Source organism: Vibrio sp. nBUS_14 (assembly GCF_051201655.1).
Classification (GTDB): Bacteria; Pseudomonadota; Gammaproteobacteria; order Enterobacterales; family Vibrionaceae; genus Vibrio.
In genome coordinates this window covers 1,706,601-1,728,022 of sequence record NZ_CP179207.1, presented here as the reverse complement: position 1 = coordinate 1,728,022, position 21,422 = coordinate 1,706,601, and the positions used below count along the sequence as shown (strand labels likewise).

At 41.0% G+C, this 21,422-nt stretch carries 16 protein-coding genes and 1 pseudogene; 9 read left to right on the top strand and 8 right to left on the bottom strand.

The features are described 5' to 3' along the window. Positions 1–141: 141 nt before the first annotated feature. The 4 genes from ACMAZD_RS25650 to ACMAZD_RS25635 all read right to left on the bottom strand — a co-directional run bounded on the left by ACMAZD_RS25650 (position 142) and on the right by ACMAZD_RS25635 (position 6,552). A complete protein-coding gene (locus ACMAZD_RS25650; protein WP_435249984.1) occupies positions 142–810 on the bottom strand; it encodes a hypothetical protein in 669 nt (222 codons plus the stop codon). A gap of 307 nt (positions 811–1,117) precedes the next feature. Beyond that, a complete protein-coding gene (locus ACMAZD_RS25645) occupies positions 1,118–1,888 on the bottom strand; it encodes a class II glutamine amidotransferase (RefSeq protein ID WP_435249983.1) in 771 nt (256 codons plus the stop codon). Positions 1,889–2,620: 732 nt separating this feature from the next. Continuing rightward, positions 2,621–5,884 carry a type I restriction endonuclease subunit R gene (locus tag ACMAZD_RS25640; protein WP_435249982.1) on the bottom strand — a complete coding sequence of 1,088 codons (3,264 nt, stop codon included), beginning with the start codon at positions 5,882–5,884 and terminating at the stop codon, positions 2,621–2,623. Continuing rightward, positions 5,881–6,552, bottom strand: a complete 672-nt coding sequence (locus ACMAZD_RS25635) for a hypothetical protein (protein WP_435249981.1) — start codon at positions 6,550–6,552, stop codon at positions 5,881–5,883. The genes ACMAZD_RS25640 and ACMAZD_RS25635 overlap by 4 nt, the downstream gene beginning before the upstream one ends. Positions 6,553–6,687: 135 nt before the next feature. Between ACMAZD_RS25635 and ACMAZD_RS25630 the strand changes: the two genes are divergently transcribed. Further along, on the top strand, positions 6,688–7,449 hold the full coding sequence (locus tag ACMAZD_RS25630) for an IS5 family transposase (protein WP_435249980.1): 762 nt from the start codon (positions 6,688–6,690) through the stop codon (positions 7,447–7,449). Positions 7,450–7,470: 21 nt separating this feature from the next. On the opposite strand, the gene ACMAZD_RS25625 is transcribed toward ACMAZD_RS25630, so the two are convergent. Together ACMAZD_RS25625 and ACMAZD_RS25620 are read right to left on the bottom strand one after the other, a co-directional pair. Continuing rightward, positions 7,471–8,994 carry a restriction endonuclease subunit S gene (locus ACMAZD_RS25625; RefSeq protein WP_435249979.1) on the bottom strand — a complete coding sequence of 508 codons (1,524 nt, stop codon included), beginning with the start codon at positions 8,992–8,994 and terminating at the stop codon, positions 7,471–7,473. Then, positions 8,984–10,687, bottom strand: a pseudogene (locus ACMAZD_RS25620) (N-6 DNA methylase). Before ACMAZD_RS25620 ends, ACMAZD_RS25625 begins: the two are co-directional and overlap by 11 nt. A 110-nt stretch (positions 10,688–10,797) precedes the next feature. Here ACMAZD_RS25620 and ACMAZD_RS25615 point away from each other — a divergent pair. The 5 genes from ACMAZD_RS25615 (at position 10,798) to ACMAZD_RS25595 (ending at position 14,298) form a co-directional block, all read left to right on the top strand. Beyond that, the gene (locus ACMAZD_RS25615; RefSeq protein ID WP_016792310.1) at positions 10,798–11,394 is read left to right on the top strand and encodes a tyrosine-type recombinase/integrase; all 597 of its coding nucleotides are present in this window, start codon (positions 10,798–10,800) and stop codon (positions 11,392–11,394) included. A gap of 110 nt (positions 11,395–11,504) precedes the next feature. Beyond that, positions 11,505–11,681: a DUF3800 domain-containing protein gene (locus ACMAZD_RS25610; RefSeq protein ID WP_435249978.1), complete on the top strand. Its 177-nt coding sequence runs from the start codon at positions 11,505–11,507 to the stop codon at positions 11,679–11,681. A 98-nt stretch (positions 11,682–11,779) separates the two neighbouring features. Then, the gene (locus tag ACMAZD_RS25605; protein ID WP_435249977.1) at positions 11,780–12,607 is read left to right on the top strand and encodes a DUF3800 domain-containing protein; all 828 of its coding nucleotides are present in this window, start codon (positions 11,780–11,782) and stop codon (positions 12,605–12,607) included. Between the two features lie 464 nt (positions 12,608–13,071). Next, positions 13,072–13,347 (top strand): hypothetical protein, encoded by a 276-nt coding sequence (locus tag ACMAZD_RS25600; protein ID WP_435249976.1) that lies wholly within the window; start codon positions 13,072–13,074, stop codon positions 13,345–13,347. 348 nt (positions 13,348–13,695) lie between these two features. Next, positions 13,696–14,298: a flavin reductase family protein gene (locus ACMAZD_RS25595; protein ID WP_435249975.1), complete on the top strand. Its 603-nt coding sequence runs from the start codon at positions 13,696–13,698 to the stop codon at positions 14,296–14,298. Between the two features lie 667 nt (positions 14,299–14,965). On the opposite strand, the gene ACMAZD_RS25590 is transcribed toward ACMAZD_RS25595, so the two are convergent. Then, positions 14,966–15,997, bottom strand: coding sequence for an IS110 family transposase (locus tag ACMAZD_RS25590; protein ID WP_435247183.1), 1,032 nt, complete (start codon positions 15,995–15,997; stop codon positions 14,966–14,968). Positions 15,998–16,277: 280 nt separating this feature from the next. Here ACMAZD_RS25590 and yqfB point away from each other — a divergent pair, with 280 nt between their 5' ends. Next, entirely contained in the window at positions 16,278–16,580 is a 303-nt protein-coding gene (gene yqfB / locus ACMAZD_RS25585) for a N(4)-acetylcytidine aminohydrolase (RefSeq protein ID WP_435250550.1), read from the top strand. A gap of 380 nt (positions 16,581–16,960) precedes the next feature. Beyond that, positions 16,961–17,866 (top strand): class I SAM-dependent methyltransferase, encoded by a 906-nt coding sequence (locus ACMAZD_RS25580; protein ID WP_435249974.1) that lies wholly within the window; start codon positions 16,961–16,963, stop codon positions 17,864–17,866. Between the two features lie 469 nt (positions 17,867–18,335). On the opposite strand, the gene ACMAZD_RS25575 is transcribed toward ACMAZD_RS25580, so the two are convergent. Next, the gene (locus tag ACMAZD_RS25575; RefSeq protein WP_435249973.1) at positions 18,336–19,514 is read right to left on the bottom strand and encodes a glyceraldehyde-3-phosphate dehydrogenase; all 1,179 of its coding nucleotides are present in this window, start codon (positions 19,512–19,514) and stop codon (positions 18,336–18,338) included. Positions 19,515–19,922: 408 nt separating this feature from the next. Here ACMAZD_RS25575 and ACMAZD_RS25570 point away from each other — a divergent pair, with 408 nt between their 5' ends. Beyond that, on the top strand, positions 19,923–20,912 hold the full coding sequence (locus tag ACMAZD_RS25570; RefSeq protein WP_435249972.1) for a hypothetical protein: 990 nt from the start codon (positions 19,923–19,925) through the stop codon (positions 20,910–20,912). The last annotated feature ends 510 nt before the right edge of the window (positions 20,913–21,422 follow it).

The window sequence follows — 21,422 nt, the reverse complement described above, 5'->3', positions numbered from 1 at the left end:
TTATTTGCCAGTGCTTTTGCTAAATTAGTAAATTACGAATAACTGCAGGTATGGAAAAGTTGTTGTGAAGAACTAGTGCGATGAGTAACAGGTGCTCATGCCAGCATTGGCTACGCAAAGCTAAATCCTTATCTGTTAAATTTATTGTTCGATATGTTTGAGGAACCTCCAATAGAGTTCTGGACATCCTTCTGGTAAGTTAACGACTAACTTTCGTGCGTAAAGTAGGCTTTGAGCATTTTCTACAGCCTCTTCTACCATTGCGATCAATTTTTTCTGGTTAACGAAAGTGCTGTGTGCATTATTCAATGTTGCGAAGTTACCATCCCAAAGTTCAGTAGGGTAAGTAATTAACTCATCAGCCTCTGGGTTAAACACAAACAAATGATTTGGTTGATTAGTGTATTGCGCTTTAGATAAACCGCTAGCCGTATGAAGGAAAGAATTTCGCAAAGCAACCAAGGTCTGAGTGTCAGTATCATTTTTACCGAAACCACAAAAATAGTAGAGCGACTTTTTGATTGAGCTTGCTTTCTGATTACTAAACTCTGGCAATTCCGCATTTTGATAACAATATCCAAGCTGATCTAGAACCGTAAATGCGGCAGACAATGGTAAAAAAGAACTTCCATATGTTTGCCGCTTAACATGTCTGATTTCTTGTAAAACGGTAGACAATGAAGATGCTAGTAAACCATGATTCGTCTCAGTAAAATCACTATCAGATAAGTGAGCATAAGCAAGTTCCTCCAATGAAAGTTGCTCTAACCTTTTATTTTTTATCGTATGAAAAAACTCGAATCTCGTCATTATAACCTCATGAATTTAAAGCATAATTAAGTTGCGCAATGCTGCCAGCTAACTCAAACGCTGCACCGTAAAAACCAAAAATTGAAACCGCAGGCGCCGAATTGTCGGCGGACAACTAAGATCGAAACTCAGACAATAAAGTTCGCAACTTTAACATTAAAGATTGAAACTTTTAGGGATAAGCACTCCTCCTGCTGAAACACGTTTTTGGACAGAAATCATTTTCGCAAAATCGAACATTAGCAAATACAAATAACTAGAGATATGGAGAATTAGCATACGAAGTGCTCACCATTGATAATTAAGGTTAGATATCTAGTTGTATTTGAGCTGTGGTCAAGTTGGTACCATGGACACAAGTGATCGTTTGTGGTTTTAGGAGTTTCCACTCAGTATTTTTTTCGAGGGGTTCAGATGCAATGCTTACGTTTAAGCCTTCAGCTTTAATGTAGATCGTCGGTGGCTCATTGTCACTAGAGTAGCGTACTACCCAAAATTGCTTACCATCTGACAAACAAGTAGATGCCTTAAATGGTGACAGAATAGATTTGCTCTTTTTCACCATTTCGATTTCTTTAATAGTTGCGATAATCGCTACATCTGCATCGCTAAACAAACCATTCTTTACCATAAGGAGAAAAATTAGTTCACTATCAGTAGTACCCTGTCGGTAATTAAAAAGGGACTCAGGTAACAAGCGTTCAAGATGGAATCGTAACTTCTCGAATTCAGCGATCTGCCCATTATGCATAAACATCCAATTGTCTAAGACAAAAGGATGACAGTTTGAACGCGATACAACTGAACCCGTTGAGGAGCGGACATGAGCCATAAATCGATGAGAAGATATATGATGTGTTAAAGAACGAAGGTTATCATCCCCCCATGCAGGTAACACTTCTCGATATTGACCGGGAGTATCACGTTGTGTGTACCACCCCACACCGAATCCATCGGCGTTAACTCGAGTGGCCCCTTTTCGAGCCTCTAGACTCTGAATGATGAGTGAGTTAGTAGGTTCATAAATAACTTCATCCAAATAAATAGGAACTCCCTGGTAAGCTAGCCAACGACACATTAAAACCTCTCTATTAAAGTTATCATTAAATTGAACATCGTAGAGGCTCAGAGCCCCACGCCTAAAATGACACTAGTTTTCAGAGTGAAATTTTCAAGTTAAGTCAATTACAACCTTGCACATAACAAAGTTCGACTTTGCTAATTTAGCATGCAATAAATAATTACAGGTATGACAATCTTAGTTCTGAAAAGCCAATATTGTTACATTGGATTTACGTTAAACCCTATCTAATCATCAATCAATGATAATCTTTCTACTGCTAACGGTTAAAAACTCAACGAGAGAAAAATTAAACCAGATTATAAGCCGAGAATTTGATAGTCATGAGGCACAGTAAGTATCACGCCTATTGGTACTCTGCGGATGGTGCCGAGCTTGAGAAACCGCCACTTGCCTTGAAGAGGTCCATGGCGGCCTCCTTAGTTCTCGCTTCGAGAATCACTGGCGGTAATATAATTCAATTGCAGAGGAGTCACCATTGGGCTCTTTTAGAAGTCAACGAACATACTCGACTATTAGTTGCGCGATAAGCTTTACGAATGATGCCTTTAGCTTCTGCATCTGCTCAGATTTGAAAATGATCTTTGGACAAAAACCACTTAGTGCAATGACTCTATTTCATTCCATTTTGATTACTATTTTTACCCCCAAAATGGGACTGGCTGATTTTCAATCTAAGGAAAAATGCATAGATATTTAAAAGGCAAGGTTTACACCTTGCCCTTGTTATTACTTATACCAGCCGTCAGCTAGAACCTCTGCTTGCTCTAACACAAGCTTGATGGCTTCCTCTGCGGCATCAGGTGGATATTTCCATCGACGAAGCAGTCGGCGTACTAGGTTACGCATACGAGCGCGCACACTTTCCCGCTTCTGCCAGTCAACAGTGGCCGACTTACGAAGTTGTTTGGTTAGTTCAATGGCCAAATTACGTAGAGCATCGTCACCGAGCTCACGGACAGAAGACTCGTTTTCTACTAGAGCACGGTAGAAAGCGATTTCATCAACGGAAAGCTTTAACTTATCCAGGAGCTCGGAATCCTCTTGCATTTCCTTAGCCCATTGGATCAGTTCCTCAATGACCTGAGCTGTTTCGATGCTTCGATTGTGGTACTTGTTCAATGTTGACAAAATACGGTCGGAGTATTTTTTCTCTTGCACGACATCGTTTTTCATTCGAGCTTTGACTTCATCCCGCAGAAGCTTCTCAAGTAACTCGACAGCAAGATTCTTCTCTTTCATGTTCTTTACATCTTCTAAGAACTCTTCAGAGAGCAAACCAATATTCGGTTTATCTAAACCAACCATGGAGAAAATATCATCGACACCATCGACACCATCGGCAATCACGGCATTATCAAGAATCTGCTTCAAGGCAGTATTACGTTGTTCTTGATCGATTTTCTTACCAACATTGGTATGCTTTATAAAAGCTGCTTTGATTGCTGAGTAGAAAGCGATTTCGTTCTTGTAACCATGCGTCTCATCCATGGTGTTGCACAGCGAATACGCTTTACCTAGCGCAGCCATCACATCAAGGAAACGACGTTTTCCATCACGAACTTCTTTACCTTTGCTATCAGTATGTGACAACCCTGACAAGTGGCTTGCCGCTTTAGGTAATAAACGTAAAGCTTCGGTTTCGAAGTCAGGGCGATAGTTAAACACCTTACCGTCAACTGGGGTCGCAAACATACCACGAACGATATCAACCTTTTCCATCAGCACAGAAAAGGCTTCCGCAGTATCAACCGTTGGTTGCCCTTTACCTTGGCTATTAGTGTAGGTTTTAAGCGCGTTTTTCAGCTCATTGGCGATGCCGATATAGTCAACTACCAGACCGCCCGGTTTATCTTTAAAAACGCGGTTTACGCGTGCAATAGCCTGCATCAAGTTGTGACCTTTCATCGGCTTATCGACATACATGGTATGACAACACGGCGCATCAAAGCCTGTTAGCCACATATCACGAACAATCACCAGCTTTAACTCGTCGCTAGTATCTTTGTATCGTGCCTCAAAGAGTTTCTTGGTTTTCTTATCATGGATGTGTGGCTGCATCTTAGCTTTATCAGATGCGCTGCCTGTCATCACAATTTTGATTGCGCCTTTCGCGGGATCATCGTGGTGCCATTCTGGTTTAATCGAAACAATCGCATTATAGAGATCGACACAGATTTCTCTGCTCATCGCCACAATCATGGCTTTGCCGGGAAACGTCTTTGTACGCGTGGTAAAGTGATTCACCAAATCCTGAGCAACTTGCTGAATGCGAGGTTCAGCACCAACAAGCTTTTCAAGTGTTGCCCATTGAGATTTGATTTTTTCGCGGCTTGAAGTCTCTTCATACTCACCGATCTCATCTTCGACTTGGTCATTAAGCTGCTCAATTTCAGCTTGGTTGATATCTAACTTGGCTAAGCGAGACTCATAGTAGATTGGTACTGTGGCACCATCATCGACTGCATCTTGGATATCGTAGATAGAAACGTACTCACCAAATACGCCACGGGTGTCTTTGTCATCCATAGCAATAGGTGTTCCAGTAAAACCAATGAACGACGCATTTGGCAACGCATCACGCATGTACTTGGAGTAACCATAAACAAACTTTTGTGAGATGACATTACCGTTAGCGTCTTTAACGTCTACTAACTTTGATTTGTTGCCGTACTGACTGCGGTGCGCTTCATCCGATACCACGACGATGTTGGCACGCGTTGATAGCACTGGGTGCTCTGTTTCTTCTGCAAGTAGGGCAAACTTTTGAATGGTGGTAAAGATGATGCCGCCAGATTGACGAGAGAGCAGCAGCTCACGCAACTTATCGCGACCATCCGCTTGCGATGGTACTTGCTTAAGTGTTTCATGCGCCATACCAAAGGTATTAAAAAGCTGACCATCTAGATCATTTCGATCTGTCACAACTACAATTGTTGGGTTGTTCATCGCAGGCTGTTGCAACAGTTTACTGGCGTAGCAAACCATTGAAATACTTTTACCACTGCCCTGCGTATGCCATACCACTCCCGCTTTACCACTGCCGGGCTTAATTTTATCTAAGCCTTTTGTCGCTTGAACTTGGTACTGGCCTATGTTTTCTGCAACTAAAGGAAGCTCATCATCAGCCTGTTTCGCTCGCACTGTGGCTTCGACTGCCGCTCGCACCGCATGGAACTGGTGATAACCAGCTATCTTTTTGATAACAGTGTCGTTATCTGCTTCGAACAAGACAAAGTAACGAATGTAATCGAGCAGTAGCTCTTGCTTGAAAAAGCCACGAACCATTGTCTCTAAATGAAATTCAAATAGTGGTCTATCATCTTCACCCGAAAGCGTTTTCCACGGTAAAAATCGTTCTTTATTCGCTGTTAAAGAGCCAACCTTAGCGTTAACACCGTCACTAATTACCAAGGCTTCATTAAATACAAATAGGTCAGAAATTTCTTCTTTGTAGGTTTGAAGCTGGTTGTAAGCATGCCAAATGTCCGCATGTTCATCGGCAGGGTTTTTCAACTCGATAACAGCAATGGGCAAACCATTGATGAACACAACCACATCTGGGCGACGGTTACCTTTTTTACCTGTAATGGTGAACTGATTCACTACCAGAAACTCATTGTTATCTGGATTGATAAAATCCATTAAGCGTGCATGGGTGTGCTTAGTCTTGGTTTCCCCGTCTTCATACACAGTGTACTCAACAGGTACACCTTCAATCAGGTATTTGTGGAAAGTTCGGTTGCTTTTAATCAGCACAGGGGTGTCTGGTGTACTGACTGTATTCACCACCATGTCCAAGCTTTCTTGTGGCAGTTCAGGGTTTAATACCTCTAAACGCTCAAGCAAGCGCTGTTTGAGCACGACTTCGTGGTAATCATCACGCTCAGGGGAATCGCCGTCGGGGGCGATATCGTAGCCATTTTTGTATAGGTAGCCTTGGCCAGTAAACCAATCGATGCTGAGCTGTTCTAGTTGGTCTTCAGTGATCATAATTGCTCTTCGTACAGTCTGTGCATCTCTTTACAGAAAGCTCTGAACGAGTAACTATCTAAGAGAATTTGTTGTAGTTGTGCCATTTGATGAAAAAACGTCTCACTTTGTTGATCAACTGTAGAAGCACTTCCAATAAAATCAGAAAGCTTGCGATAGATAATTAAGGGATGCCAACTGTTTATTGTTTCATTCGATAACGTCCGGTCGATTAAACACCAACCTTTTGGCAAGCGAATCTCATCTACAAATTGTTTAAACAAACCCTCTGATTGCAGTTTTGAATGAAGATGTTCATCAATATCCATGAGCAAAACCGCCAAAGGTTCATTGTGCTCTTCTAGCAAGAATCCCAAGCAATGATCTTCGCCATCAATAAGAAAACCGCAAAATATCCCTGGATTCCAACCGCCGTCATTATACTCTTTGCTAACATTGTTGAACTCTAAACCGATTCTCCCCCAAGCATCAAACTTACCACGAGTATTACGTTGAAATGGAGCGCGATTGTACAAAGCCCCACTATTTAGCGTTTGAATTGGCCAGTCACGATTTATGTTTTGATTGGCTATATCATACAATTGTTTTTCTAATTGTTTGACTTCGAAATAATAACTGACTGAAAGTGGATTAACTGGTGATACAGCTATTAAGCCGTTACTTTTCAATAGCTCAATAAACTCATCCCTTATCCACTTTTGCTTCGGTTCACTAGGGCGTGTTGATCTTTCGTGAGTGTTTTTTGAACAGCATGGTAAAGAGTTATAATTTGCTTCGCCAAAAGTAAAACCATAACCAATACCATGCCAAGAACAATGCTAACTGATATTCGCTGGGAACTGCTACTCCAAGTTATGAAAAGTACAGGTCGTATTTACGATAAAACTGAACATCGAATGACATTTGAAGGAATACTTTATCGAATGAGAACAGGTATTCCTTGGCGAGATCTACCCTCTGAGTTCGGAGAGTGGAGTACCGTTTACAGACGATTTAATCTTTGGTCAAAGAAAGGGATTTTAGATAATCTTTTCATAAGCTTATCTAGCATGGCTGACTTTGAATGGGTATTTCTTGATGGCTCTATAGTTAGAGCGCAGCAGCATAGTACAGGTGCAGCTACTGAAAGTTCAGAGCAAATAGGAAAAAGTCGCGGGGGCAACTCAACCAAAATTCACTTAGCTGTAGATAGTGGTGGCCTGCCGATTTGCTTTGATTTATCAGAGGGACAACGCCACGATATAGTGCATGCCGAAAGCTTAGTTGAGCAACTCGATGAAGTTAATACCATCGTTTGTGATAAAGGATATGACAGCGAACCTTTCCGTACTTTTGTTAAGGAACGTGGCGGAGAAACAGTAATTGCTAAACGCAATTACGGACAAGATATAGACAAAGACAGTATGGATTGGTGTCTATACAAGTATCGTCACTTGGTCGAAAATGCCTTTGGGAGAATTAAGCATTATCGAGCTATTTCAAGTAGATATGACAAGCTAGAAAGGAATTATGCCAGCATGTTATCACTGGCATTCATGTTAATGTGGCTACCGATGTATTGTTGAACACGGAATGTACAGCAAAGATCAACACGCCCTAGACTCAATAGCCGAAATTTTTTCAGCTACTTCATGCCAACACAAAGCGATATCAGGATTCTGCTTGTGCTGACTAGTGTGTGCAGTGATTAGCACTAAGATGAATGGTTTCTTTAAGTTATTCTGTGCATAGCTGCGATAATTTGATAACTGGTTTTCATCAAGTTCTGACCATACTTTGTGCTCAAAAATCACACTCCAATTATCCCTATCCGAGCCCCAGAGCATATCTGGGTACTTTCCATTAAAGTTGACCTGTGTATCAAACATGTCAGAACTTGGCAGTTTTTCAAACGGCATCACATTATCGCCGGAAAGCAATTTAGGAAGTAGCGTGTCGCGCAAAGACTCCAAGCTGGCATTTTGTGCATTGTTGGCATCAACCTTTGACTGGAAAGACTGCATCATTTCTTCAAACTTTTTGAGCACACTCTCACTAGGCGTAATCACATCGAGACGATATGCATTGTTCCGATTTAATCCCGGTACGGCAGCATCTGTGTTCATGTCTTTCAACCCAAGATTTTGCAATACTAAGTGGCAATATTTCAGTGAATAACCTGCTTTGGGTTTCACGTAAAATACTGTATCAATTGGGTAAAATGCTTTTGGTTCCCAGTACACAGAGCCAACTGTACCTTTACGACCGACAATGATTCCGGGGCCTTCCACGAGGCTTTGATTATGGTATCCAGTCAGACCACCCGAACCATACACAGGAACATCGCCAGCAACACGGTCAGTCTTCTTCAGAGCCTTACCGTAAGCTAGCTCAACTATATCCTTGAGTTGCTTTGGCTCCCACCCATCAGGAATCAAACCTAACTCAGACTCAACGAGCTTTTCTGGGAATAGCGAGGCAGTGGCAGCATCCATACCTTCTGGTTGTTCGCCGTTCATCTTGGCTTTCACAGGCTCAAAATCAACAAACCATGACTTGAAGATTGCCTGCGCCATTTCTTCGAGAGTTTGGTTGGTTTTAGTATTACAAACTAACTTGTTGCTTAAAGACTTTAAAACTTGAGATATTTTGTGCTGCTCAAGCAATGGAGGTATAGGTAAGATAACCTTTCTAAGCTCACTTTGTTTAATGCCTTTAACAGTAGAGCCTGATGCGCGAGACTCTAATTGGTGTTGAACGAAATCACTCTGTAGAGCACACAGAAGGAAGTCACTATCCAATAAGCCCTTTTTACCTCTAAGAGTCACAATACGCTGAGCTAGTGCTACATTAGCACTTGTTAATTGTGCTGTTTCCCCTAAAGGAGCTTCCGTTGTCAAAACCACATCACCAACTTGTGGTAACCCTCGAACCATCCATGAGTCATAGTTGTCTTCTGCAATAAACTCAAAAGGCTCAAGGACATACCCACCCTTCACAATTTTAGCTGTGATAAGAGGTATACCTGATTCTGTTTTCTTTGGTGTTTTCCCTCGATAGTCAATAATCGCATCCATAGCATCTTCGAGAGGAATTAACTGCCAACCGCGAGGTAGGTTATCAAAGCTCATAACCCAACCCCGCTAGGTTCTTCTTAATTTCAGCTTCTAATGTTGCAGACTCCGTAAACTGCTCGCTCAACTTAACGGTTAAGGTTGCCATCTTCTCAGCAAAAGGAACTCCATCGTCCTCTTCTTCTGTCGCACCGACGTAGCGACCGGGAGTTAATACAAAGTCATGTTTGGTGATTTCTTCAAGCGTTGCTGATTTACAGAAACCTGCTTTGTCTTCATAAGCCTCCCCATGAACTTCTTCACCCGTTTTCCAAGCGTGGAATAGGTCTGCTACTTTCTTAATGTCATCAAAACTAAAATCACGTAGAACGCGATCTTTCATGAATCCAAGATTGCGCGCATCAATGAATAACACTTCACCTTTACGGCCACGCAGTTTACGTCCTGCTTTATCAACACGAGGGTTCTTGTTCTTCGTTAAGAACCAAATACAGGCAGGGATCTGTGTATTGGTAAACAGTTGACCGGGAAGCGCTACCATACATTCAATCAAGTCGTTCTCGATTAACGCCTGACGAATAGTGCCCTCGTTGTTGGTCGTTGAACTCATAGAACCATTTGCCAACAGAAGCGCCTGAGAGCCTTCAGGAGCAAGGTGATGAAGCATGTGCTGCATCCACGCGAAGTTCGCATTACCTGATGGTGGTTGGCCTTATTTGAAGCGAAGATCGTTATCATCAACACCAGTGTTCCATTCTTTCATGTTGAATGGAGGGTTAGCCATGATGAAGTCAGCACGAAGATCTGGATGCTGCACGTTAGTGTAGGTACTGGCAGGCTCTTTACCGAAGTCGTAATCAAGACCACGGATCGCCATGTTCATCGCTGCTAGTTGCCACGTTGTATGGTTATATTCTTGACCGTAGATTGAGATTTTCTGTTTCTGCGTTAGTGCGTCGACTTTCTTCTCATTCGCATGACGCTCAATGAACTTCTCTGATTGAACGAAGAAACCGCCAGAACCCATTGCAGGGTCATACACACGACCTTCAAACGGTTCAATCATCTCTACGATCAGCGTTACTATGGATGCTGGCGTATAGAACTGACCACCTTTTTTACCTTCCGCCAGTGCGAACTGACCAAGCATGTATTCGTATACATGACCTAGGATGTCTTTACTGTTTAGATCCGCATGAACAAACGGAATTGTCGCAATCAGGTTGATAAGCTCATTCAGCTTAGCTTGGTCAATCTTCAATGAAGAGTATGACTTGTTAAGCACGCCTTTCAGTTTTGGGTTATCACGCTCGATGCCCTCTAAGGCATTGTCAATTAGGTGTCCAACAGAAGTGATTTTCTTAGTTTTTCCGTCAATTTCAAGCTCTGCACCACCAATAACTAAAGGCGCATTGTCTTGCAGGAACTGCCAACGAGATTCCGTAGGTAGCCAGAACACGTTTTTCTCTGTGTAGAAATCACGCTGTTCCAATTCAATAGCAATCTCTGCCGATAACTCTTCTTCAGAGTAATCAGCAGGATCCAAGTAGTATTCGTGTTCTGGGTTAGCAATGTCAGCTTTAATCTCATCCTGACGCAGCTTAAACGCATCAGAGACGTATTTAACGAAGATTAGACCTAACACTGCGTGTTTGTACTGCGCTGCGTCTAGCGTTGAGCGTAGCTTGTCTGCTGCGTTCCAAAGCTTGCCTTCAAGATCTTTGAGAAATTGCTGTTCTGTTTGATTCATTGGAAGTTTTCTTGTTATAGAAATATTCCGTCAATCATACCACTGGATGCAGCATTGTCTTTGATTTCTGCCTTACTTAAAGAGCATTTTTATGAAGTAAGGTGCACATTATGGAAGCTTGGAATAAAGGAAAGCGTGTAGGTCAGAAGAAAGCCTTCAAACTAGAGGACATTTGGCGTATCCGTATTCGACTTGAATTGGAAGAGCGCTTGTTTGAGTTGGCATTGTTTAATCTTGCCATCGACTGCAAGTTGAGATCCTGTGATTTACGTAACTTGAAAGTCCAAGATGTCAGTCGCAGTGGTTGTGTGATGTCGAGAACAATCGTCAAACAGCAGAAGACCCAGCAGGAAGTACATTTCGAGATCACACCCAAGACTCAACAAACTTTGTCGCAGTGGATCATTCAAAACTCGTTGTCACCAACAGACTATCTGTTTCCAAGCCCACGACGTGAAGGGCAGCCCATCTCGTACCATTACTACACCACAATGGTTAATCGTTGGGTTACTGATATAGGACTCGATAAAACGCAATATGGCACGCATTCACTGCGCAGAACCAAGGCTTCTTTGATCTACGCTAAGACCAAGAATCTTAGGGCTATTCAATTACTTCTAGGTCATGCTAAGTTAGAAAGCACGATTGAATACCTTGGTGTCGAGATTGAGGATGCACTAAGGATTTCAGAGAGTTGTGAGACGTGATTAATCAGCGAGTAATAAATTTTGGGTAAAACAGTAAAGTAAATCGTTTAAGAAAAAAACAAAAGATCACTAAACTTGAAAGCGTTAAAAAAGAAAAGCAACGCCAAAAGATGAACACAATTCCGGACATATACTTAGATGAGTCTGGTAATACAGGCTCAAATTTATTAGACGATAATCAACCTGTATTTACCCTAGCTAGCTGCCAACTGAGCGATGATGATGCTAAGAAGTTGATTGAACTCGTTGGCTCAAATGCTAACACGAACTTCATTTCAAAAGGTTGAAGAGAAATAAAGCGGGGCAGGATGGCATTGTTCGTTTAATCGGCTCTAAATTGATAAATCCAAACACTGTAAAAATTAACTTGTTTCACAAACGTTTTATGATCGTATCTAAGATTGTTGATACGTTGATTGAACACATGCTGTATCTAAGAGGTGAAGACCTTTACATAAATGGCCAAAACATAGCTCTATCTAACATGTTGTACTGCTGCTTAACCGTGCTTTGTGATGATGACAAAGTAGATAAAATGATGTCCGCGTTTATCATTATGCTTAAAAACAAGGACTGTAAATCTATCGAAGCATTCTATTCATCCGTAGAGCAAGTTCAATGTTCTTCAACCCATGCTCCATTTAGAACGGATATCCAACAAATATTAGATACGAAAGAGATCATTGAGGATGCTCTCCATGGTGTAGATAAAACGACGTTAGACCCATCAATTCCGGCATTATTTGCTCAATGTGTTCAATGGGGTAAAGATTTTCCGAAAGGTTTTCACTTAATGCATGATGACTCTCAGACACTCGAAAAACAGGCAGGCATGTTCGCGCTGTTCATGGATTGGACTCAAGAAAATGTCGAGGTCGGCTACGATAGGCGCAAGTATGAACTTCCACTCAAAGGAAAATCTCTGAAATTTGTTGATTCAAAAGCGCACCCCCAAATTCAAATCGCTGATATTTTAGCTAGCGGATTTGCTTATTGGGCGGCAGGCGTATATCGAGGGGAAAAAGATGACTACCTATTCCTAGAACTAGATAAACTCAACCTTGATCGTTTCATTGGTCATAACAAGATATGGCCCACGCTGGATGTAGATCCCAAAGATTTAGGAACTGTGCATGACGGTGGAATCAATGCCGCCAACTATACGCCTCTTTTTTTAGCTAGGGCTAAGCCAAACCCTGAAGTGGTTCAATAAACTTTTGTTTAGCACCTCTTAATCTAGAAGTGCTGCAAGTTAAGCTCTCTAAGGCGCTTTTGCCCCATTATTAGTTTCGCCAAAAAAGCCACGTTCTCGGTCGGATGGGTTTTGGCCAAACATAACTAATCTGAAACCCAAAGCTCATAAAGTACGAAAAATTGTTATCGGAGTGCAGTTCTTAGTTCAAAGAAACTCGATGACTTTTGCTCTACAAACCGCTTTTAAAACGTCACAAACTTACAAAGCGTTATAGAAACATACCGCTTTGTTCAAATGTGTAAAATCTTCGCTAAGAGCGTTTGAGGCGGTCTGAGGGCTGTTTCTGATAGCAAACTCACACATTTACCATAACAGGAATAATGAACACCAGATTTTTGAGTGGTGTTCATTATTTGTACTTTACCTTGCCATTAATTAATTGTTTAAATGAATACTTCATAGGCTCTACGTAAGGATATGACATGAAAAATTCACTACTGATATTGAGTATAGCGACGCTTGCAGGCTGTTCTGGTATTTCACATACAGATACCGCTTATGTAGCACATGCAGAAAGTTTTAATATTTTAGGGGCTCAAATTCCTGGAGATACACAGCAAAGAGCATTAGACCTTGTTCCAGAAGGGGCTACGCTTGAGACAATTCATTCTACTAACTCAGATACGACATCATTACTTGGTATTATAAATCGGATTATTGGTATTGATTACGTTCAGGTTGGCGGAGAAAAAAAGTAATTTCACCATAGCGTCACTTGATGAAAGTCTAGTTGTATATGCAAAAATGCCTCCGATTTCGGAGGCATTTTATTAGATAATTTTATGCAAGTTAATCATTGCTGCACTGTAAGTATAGTTCATGCTTTAGATGTGTGTGCCTTACCTTGAATTAACGTAATGGCACTTAGTGCGAACTCAGATTTAGACACAAGCACGGCTCCTAATCGAGGGGGCGTTCTGCGTTACGGAGTCACGAAATGCCCCCTGTTTTTTAGGTATTGACTGCTCAAGTGTTGCGTTTCATCTGTAGGTTGGGGTTATAGTTGGGCACTACATTATTTTTATCAAATATGAAGGAAGGCCATCATGGAACTCTCACCAAACGATTTAACCCCTACAGAAACGTATAAGTTATTAATCGGAGGGATTACACCCAGACCAATTGCATGGGTTTCTTCTGTGTCGTTGGAAGGGAAAGTAAATCTTGCTCCATTTTCTTTTTTCACAGTAGCGTCGGCAAATCCACCAATGCTTTGCTTTAACCCTATGTTTAATGAAGATAAACTTCCAAAAGACACATTGCGAAATATTCGAGAACAAAAAGAATTTGTGATCCACAGTGTTAGCTATGATGATTTAGAGGCAATGAATAAAACTTGCCACAATGTGGGTGCTGATGTGGATGAATTTGAATACGCAGAGATTGAAAAAGTAGGCAGCTCTCATGTCACTCCTCCTCGTATTAAAAATGCAGTCGTTGCTTATGAATGTAAACTCAATCGTATTATTGACTTGGGAGAAGGTGCATTGTCGGGGCATTTAGTGGTTGGAGAAGTATGCGCGATTCATGTCGCTGATGATGCGATTTCAAATTATCGAATCGACTCAGATAAGCTTGATAGTATTGGTCGAATGGCGGGCAGTGATTACAGCTTAACAAGAGAAAGAACACAGCTTTCTAGAAATTAAAGGTATTGTAAGGACTAGGCATGAAAACTCACCTTTAGCTGCTCTCTGGGCATAGAACAGGTTTTAGGTATGTGTAGTTTTGCTTGAATTTAACGTAACGGCACTTAGGGCGCATCGAGATTCAGATAAAAAAACACCTCCAGAACGAAGGTGTTTTTGCAAGGATAACATATGAAAGCTCATATTGAGATGCCTTATGAGTATAGAACAGGCTTTAGATATGTGTAGTTTTGTTTGAATTTGACGTAACGGCACTTGGTGCCCACCTAAAGCCAATATTTTGCTAGTGCGATCTTATTCATCGAACTAGCTCCTCACAACTAGCTTTGCCATACTTCTAGTTATTCATGGTTTGCTAATTTAGCGAAAGCGCTGGAAAATAAATGTCCAAAAGCGAGTTAGATTTTTTGCTCTAAATGATTTTTGCCCCATTATTTATATGGAATCCACGTATTTACAAAGTGATTTTGGCAATAAAAGTTAAGATGCGGTCGTATATTCGGCTTCTTATTGAAGGAGCTACCCTCTAGCCTTTGATGTTTTGCGCACCTACTGTCCTTATCGCGTTAGCAGCTTTTTACAGCATGACAGAATGGCCAGGTTCTCAGTAGGTTGGTCTTACCTTTTATGCATCATCATTTTGTAAAATTTAAAAATTTGTTAATGATTAATTAGTGAGTAATACTGGTTTATATTCAGTCTCATACCGAAGCATTGCCCACGCAGTACGTACCACTTTGTTAGCCAGTGCAATACAGGCCTTCTTGAAGCCGATACGATCTATGATGCTCCTCAACCAAGCATCCTTCCGAGTCTTCGGTTTTTCGGGTAGTCGTCCAACGTAAGACATTGCGCCAAGATAAAGAAGCGAGCGTAGCTCCTTCACACCACCGCATTTATCGATCCCAATCATAAAAACTTTGCCACCTGAACTGTGCTGTTTAGGTGTAAGACCAACAAATGCTGAAGCTTGTCTTCCATTCTTGAAGTGCTTTCCATCACCAAGAGTTGTATAGAGCATCGCAGCAGTTGTTTCACCAACACCTTCAATGCCCATTAATCGTTGGCACGGTTCTATCTGACGGGTTAAAGCATTTTTCTCTTTTTCGAATGCGATAAGTTTTGCTTTAAGTTCTTGATATTGCTCCCACAGCATCGACAGAACGGATACGACATTAGAAGGTATTGGTGTATCTCCATCAAGCACGGTTTGAACCGACGCTTTTAAGCCTTTTTCACCTCTAGGGTTTGCTATCCCGTAGCCCAAAATTGTCCCTCTAATGTGAAGAGCTAGGGAAACAACACTACGAGATAAGAATCTACGACTAGTTTCTAAAGAATGCATAGCTTGTTGTTCCAATGACTTTGGACGGCTGTACTTGATACCAATTTGGATAGCAGCATTAGCGATAGCAAGGGCATCATTATGATCAGTTTTATGTCCTTCTAGGTAGCCTTTCACTTTCTTCGGATTGATAATCCGCACTTCGTGTCCAAACTTTTCAGCTAACTGACCCCAATAATGACATCCGCAACACCCTTCCATCGCGACAATGGAAGGCTTAGCCTTGGCAAGAAACTCTTTCATTTTCTGTCGACTTAAAGGTTTATTGGACAGCATCTCACCATGAACACTGATATGACAGACTTGTAGAACATTTTTAGCTAGGTCGATAGCGATAATATTATTGCTCAACATATTGGAACCCTCGTATTTATCTCATTCTCCTAAGTCTAGCTTGGCAAAGGAGGGAGTGGATTCCATACATCATGGTAGACCTTTCACTCATTCATATCCTGTTCACGGACTTTTTCCATACTAAAAGTTATGCGACACAGAAAATATCCCCAATTATTTCCCTCACTAGTCAATTGGGTTAGATTGAAGCTTAAAAAAGAAAGAGCTTATTGCCGATTCATTTAATGCTGGTGTAAACTTGGAGGATATGGGAGAGAGTTGGTGTAAATAATTGGATAGAATGACATTTTTCACTAGGTTAGAACGCCAGATTCTTTCTGGTAAAAAAACTGCAACGATTAGAGATAAATCTGAAAGCCATTATTACCCTGGACAGGTTGTTGAAGCATTTACTCACGAAGATGAGCGGAAAATCTGCAGACTAGAAATAGTTGATGTTGAGAATGTTGAGTTTGAAAAGCTCTGTAGAAAACATGCCAAAGCGGAGAATTTACCATTTGTTTTTATGCTCAAATGGCTATTACGAAAGATATACCCAACGGAATCTAGTTTGTATTTTGTCAGCTTTAAAGTTGCTGGGTAACTCATGGCACCTTAGTATAAACATTCATCGCGGCAATCTGTAACTAAGAAATGCCCCGTTTCCACTTAGTACTTTTACTCATTCACATGCTATTAATATGCTTTTTCCTTAGGAAAACTTATCTGACTTTTCTGGGGGCTTACACGCCGGTTGAACGTTTGTCTTAGACGAATTTTTGATGGGATTTTCGTTTCTAAACGTGGTTAATGCGCACCCTGATTTATATTGACTTTCCTGTATACTAGGCGCTTTCGATTTTACCTACGAGTAAGCAACACAGCAATTAGTTGGCTTACATTCCGTTATTTGACCCACGTCTGATTTTGATGTTTCAGATAGGGGTAGTGTGGTGAGGATGTGTTTTTAGGTAAAAGCTTATTATGGGTAATACGATATTTAAAAAAGACGCTACGGCTCAGGGTGTGGCAAAGCAAAGATACATTGAATCATTAGCCGAGCCCGATCGACGCGTAATTTACGATCCTTATGCTGAACACTTTGTTTTTGGCTCAGGGCTGATCAAACTACTGGGTCATAAGCTCAGTGTGTGGCTTACTCGAAAATTTGCCAGAGGCTTTCATGAACACCTTATAGCGCGAACTCGGTTTATTGATGACGTTGTAAATCAAAGTGCGGCTGAAAATATTGAGCAATATGTGATTCTTGGAGCTGGTTATGACTCACGTGCCTATCGTTTGGGTTTGCCTTCAAAAATAAAAGTGTTCGAAGTTGACCAAGCGGACGTCCAATTACAAAAGAGAGCTAAGCTACCTAAACATCTTCAAAGTGCTAATTATGTCAAATATGTGAGTGTCGATTTTGACAGCCAATTGTTGAGTGAGCGCTTATTAAATGCTGGTTTTGAACCAAATAAGCCTACCTTGTTTACTTTAGAAGGCGTGTCTCAATATATTTCTAAACCAGCTCTTTCTGCTACTTTAAATGAACTTAAGATTTTAACTGGCGATAGTCGTACCGTGTTCTGTTTTTCCTATGTTGATGAGCAATTGCTGGACAATCCGTCTGAATGTTTTGGGGTTGGTTACCCAAACGCAGCTAAACGGGCAGATAACATCATGAAACTGTCGGCTAAGTTTGGAGAACCTTGGCAGTCTTTGTACTCAGCTCAAGAGATTGAAACACTGCTCAACGAAAGCGACTTTCAGCTCAAACAACATACCTCGCTGGACGATCTTAATACTATATATTTCATGCCGAAAGGTAGAGAGGTCCCTCAATCTGAGATTATGAAGTTAGAGCATTTTGTGGTTGCAACTTCACCCTAAAATCTCGATTATAAAAGATGGCGTTAAGCCCATTAGATCACTAAATCTCTAACCACGAACCAATATTTGCTGGTATTTCTTTTTGACGAATTGAGCAATGCGAGCCCATCAAAGGACTTTGCATATCTGTTCGTGGGAACTACGCTAACACGCTAATTAGATGGTACGCCCCACTCCTACGCTAAAATTAGCAATGTCGCAGTGCATTTAGAGGTGCCATCATGTTAACCCATCACATCGTTTGAAATTCGCCCAAATGAAATTAATGTGGTGATATTGGTGGCTATGCGATAAAGGTGCATTTATATTGCTGAGAGGTAAGGCGCTTTGGGACAAAGCGCCCGTTTAATGTTGCAATAAAGATAATGGTATTAATAAGTTCGCTAGACCTTGCAGGGCATGGTCTGAGAGCTAAATCTGGACTTTCTTCTGAAATGAGCGCAAAGCCCCAAATAGAATCGTGATTTAGCTAGATACCGGCTCCAACTTGAAAGTAGAGTGCGGTATCTTCTTCGCTAAACGCAATATCAATCCCTGAAATAAGGCCATAACGTCTCGCGATAAGGTATCGGAAACCAACGCCATACGCTAAGTGTGAGCTTTGGTCGAACATATCGCTGTCACTGTCGCCGGCATAGCCAATTCCAGTAAACACACCGGTAGACCAACGTGGCGTCCATTGTTTGCTTACTTGCACCTCTGCCGCAAAAGTATGCTCTCCTTGATAGCGGTTTCTCGCAATACCCCTCAACTGAATATCTGGGTAGTATTGAGGCGATAGAAAGCGTTCATCAGTCGACAAGGATTTGTATTGTCCGCGCAACGCGAGATTCCATTCCTTGTTGAGTTCCCAATAATTCAACCCTTCTAGATTGAACGTTTGGTAGTTGTAATCACTGCCAAGTCCATCACCAAACCATAGATACTCAGCGACATAGTTATAGCCTTGAGTTGGATTTAGAAAACTGTTTTTACTATCGTATTCAGCGATTAAACCCAAGCCTGATGAAGTCGGTGAAGTATTCCCAATATTGTTTAGGATCTCTTGCGTTTTGGGGTGGTTATTGAGTGACAATTTAGGGGCAAAAAACTGTTGAGATAAGCCAACTAACCATGGTGAGTCTTGGATTCTAAATTGGAGCTTTTGTATCCCTCCCATGCCTTTTAAACCAAGTTCGATACCTTCATTTGGATCGAGTGGTGAAAGGGAGTTGGGAGAACTCTGTCGGTAGAAAGTCATATTGATATCGCCATAACCCACACCGCCAAGGTAGCGTATCGAATCCTCTTTCCAGCTGCGCATATGACCAATAAATGCCATCCAAGTGCCATTTTCTGTCGCAAAGCCACCGACTGCGGTGATTGCTGGTGTTAAGAGTTGTGCGCCTCCATCAAGAGATTTCTCCGCCAGTGCTTTGCGTGTGTTTTTCTGTTCTTCTGATTCATGAAGGAAGACACCGGTAAAACCACCACCGTAGCCAACCGCTGGCTCTGTAATTAGAATTGGGACGGGTAAAAAGCCATAGGCATTTTCAGCTAGGTATTCACCCATGTCCAATTGACCATCGATTTGGTCTATAAAACTCACCGCACTTGCTGTTGTAGATACGAGCACGAGAGCACTTGTGGCTAGGGGATTTAAGTTCATAACGTTCCGTATTATTCTCTATCCAATAACTTCTGTTTCTTTGCTAGTGCGATGTTACTCATCGCACTAGATCTTCACAAGTAAATTTACCATACCTGTATTTATTGATAGTTTTTAATTTAGCGAAAGAGCTGGCAAGGTTTTGTCCAAAACCTTCACAGGCTGAATTTTTACCCGTGGCACCTTCTAACTCAAAAGTGCCCCTTTCAGTCTTGGCGTTGTTAATCATTCGTATCTTGTTCATGTTGATTCGCCATACATTTGCTAACGGGTGTTATTGACTGTGGCAATCATCAATCTCGAGCATATTCATTTGACTATATATTCATATCAATACAGCTATAAGTTTTTGATGTTAAGATAAAAACACAACTAAAGTAGATAATTGGATATAATAAGAGATTTAAAATGTACAAAGGGTTTTATACACAAGAAGAGATTGTAGCAATTGATAAAGATGAAGTTGGTATTTTAGAGGATGGTGTATTTGTTTGTAAGCAGGAATTAAAAGATTTGAAAAAAACCATCTTCCATTATAACTCTGAACAGTTTGAAATTAAGCTAACTAGAGACGGTTTATTCGGACTTCGACTGAAAGAAGTAGAAATGGAGTTCCCTCAACCTAATGAAGCAAAAGACTTTGACGGTGATAAATCCAGAGAAAAGTGGCGCCGATATGTGGATAGCATTAACGCTTTTCAAGTTGCCCTCATGACTGCAAGCCTGAATGTTTGTTTTAAGAGTGACCTAGCTGGTATTCATGACATAACTAGAGATGATGTATTGACTTTAAATGCCCAAATGGATTTTCAAGGCTCGTGCTCTCCAAGTAATACAGCCGCTACCAGAATATATCGTGATGCTCCCCTTCATCCACTAACTTCTAGTCAATGTTTATTCAGAGAGCATTTTGATTTGTGTATCGATATTTTTTGTAAAGTGCTTTTGAACGGTTCCATTACTCACGTAGCAAACATGGGTCGTGCACTTGTCCATTATAAAACAGGAAACAATAACTTAGCTTTAGCTATTGCTTGGTTTGAGGTTGAGTCATTACTTAAAAAAAGGCTGAAAGGTTACATAGCATCACCTGAAAACAACTATGAAGTTAGGAGTGGTGGACAACGTTTTAATGCCGATAGACGCAAAAAATATGGTAATGAGATGGAAGTAAGTACTATTATCGAGATGCTGGAGTTATTAGAGGAAATTGATTTCGAAACTTATAGGGAAGCTTCAGATTGTCGTAAAGAAAGAAATAAAATGGTGCACGGGTCCACTTTAGTTGTGGAGACCGAAATGGCTCGTCGCTGTATTAATCTACTTGTCAATCTAATTAACTCAGAGTTCAACTCTTCGCTAAAAATATGCACAAGCCAAGGTTTGACGTTGATTTGAAAATGAAACTGCTAATGATGAACTAATCATATTAGTTCATCATTAGTTGGGTCGAGAGAGTCAACTGATCATCTCTAAATAAAATTTGCGCAGCGGCCCTGTTTTAGAGTTTTTTCTACATTCAAAGACTCGTTAAGTTAGTGCCACCTAAATTTGTATTAATTTTAGTTATGCTAAAGACGTCATTTGGTGCAATCACTCTAAAACATTTTTGTCCAAAAATCATTTAGTCTAGATTTTGTTCGATTGTAATTTAACGACAGCTTCTCGATAAGAATAGTTGCATTACTTTAATTATGGGATCCTCGCTTTTATATAATTATTTTGTATGCAACCACCTTCCCGACTCTTGGGAAGAGGTTTTATTAATTTTTCATATATGTAGTTATTCATGCTTTGCTAATATTCGTTTTTCCGAAAAGGATAAATATCCATCTGTAATATATCAAAAAAATTGCATAGCAGATTAAATGGCGAAGTGTCGTGCGTACTTCGGACTTTAATTCGGGA

What these genes read in the sequence shown, in the direction of transcription:
- ACMAZD_RS25605 (WP_435249977.1), top strand. Translation starts at nt 11,780, where the DNA reads ATGATCGTATCTAAGATTGTTGATACGTTGATTGAACACATGCTGTAT.
- ACMAZD_RS25645 (WP_435249983.1), bottom strand. Translation starts at nt 1,888, where the DNA reads ATGTGTCGTTGGCTAGCTTACCAGGGAGTTCCTATTTATTTGGATGAA.
- ACMAZD_RS25570 (WP_435249972.1), top strand. Translation starts at nt 19,923, where the DNA reads ATGTACAAAGGGTTTTATACACAAGAAGAGATTGTAGCAATTGATAAA.
- ACMAZD_RS25595 (WP_435249975.1), top strand. Translation starts at nt 13,696, where the DNA reads ATGGAACTCTCACCAAACGATTTAACCCCTACAGAAACGTATAAGTTA.
- ACMAZD_RS25590 (WP_435247183.1), bottom strand. Translation starts at nt 15,997, where the DNA reads ATGTTGAGCAATAATATTATCGCTATCGACCTAGCTAAAAATGTTCTA.
- ACMAZD_RS25600 (WP_435249976.1), top strand. Translation starts at nt 13,072, where the DNA reads ATGAAAAATTCACTACTGATATTGAGTATAGCGACGCTTGCAGGCTGT.
- ACMAZD_RS25625 (WP_435249979.1), bottom strand. Translation starts at nt 8,994, where the DNA reads ATGAGCTTTGATAACCTACCTCGCGGTTGGCAGTTAATTCCTCTCGAA.
- ACMAZD_RS25630 (WP_435249980.1), top strand. Translation starts at nt 6,688, where the DNA reads ATGCCAAGAACAATGCTAACTGATATTCGCTGGGAACTGCTACTCCAA.
- ACMAZD_RS25610 (WP_435249978.1), top strand. Translation starts at nt 11,505, where the DNA reads ATGAACACAATTCCGGACATATACTTAGATGAGTCTGGTAATACAGGC.
- ACMAZD_RS25615 (WP_016792310.1), top strand. Translation starts at nt 10,798, where the DNA reads ATGGAAGCTTGGAATAAAGGAAAGCGTGTAGGTCAGAAGAAAGCCTTC.
- ACMAZD_RS25580 (WP_435249974.1), top strand. Translation starts at nt 16,961, where the DNA reads ATGGGTAATACGATATTTAAAAAAGACGCTACGGCTCAGGGTGTGGCA.
- ACMAZD_RS25650 (WP_435249984.1), bottom strand. Translation starts at nt 810, where the DNA reads ATGACGAGATTCGAGTTTTTTCATACGATAAAAAATAAAAGGTTAGAG.
- ACMAZD_RS25575 (WP_435249973.1), bottom strand. Translation starts at nt 19,514, where the DNA reads ATGAACTTAAATCCCCTAGCCACAAGTGCTCTCGTGCTCGTATCTACA.
- yqfB (WP_435250550.1), top strand. Translation starts at nt 16,278, where the DNA reads ATGACATTTTTCACTAGGTTAGAACGCCAGATTCTTTCTGGTAAAAAA.
- ACMAZD_RS25640 (WP_435249982.1), bottom strand. Translation starts at nt 5,884, where the DNA reads ATGATCACTGAAGACCAACTAGAACAGCTCAGCATCGATTGGTTTACT.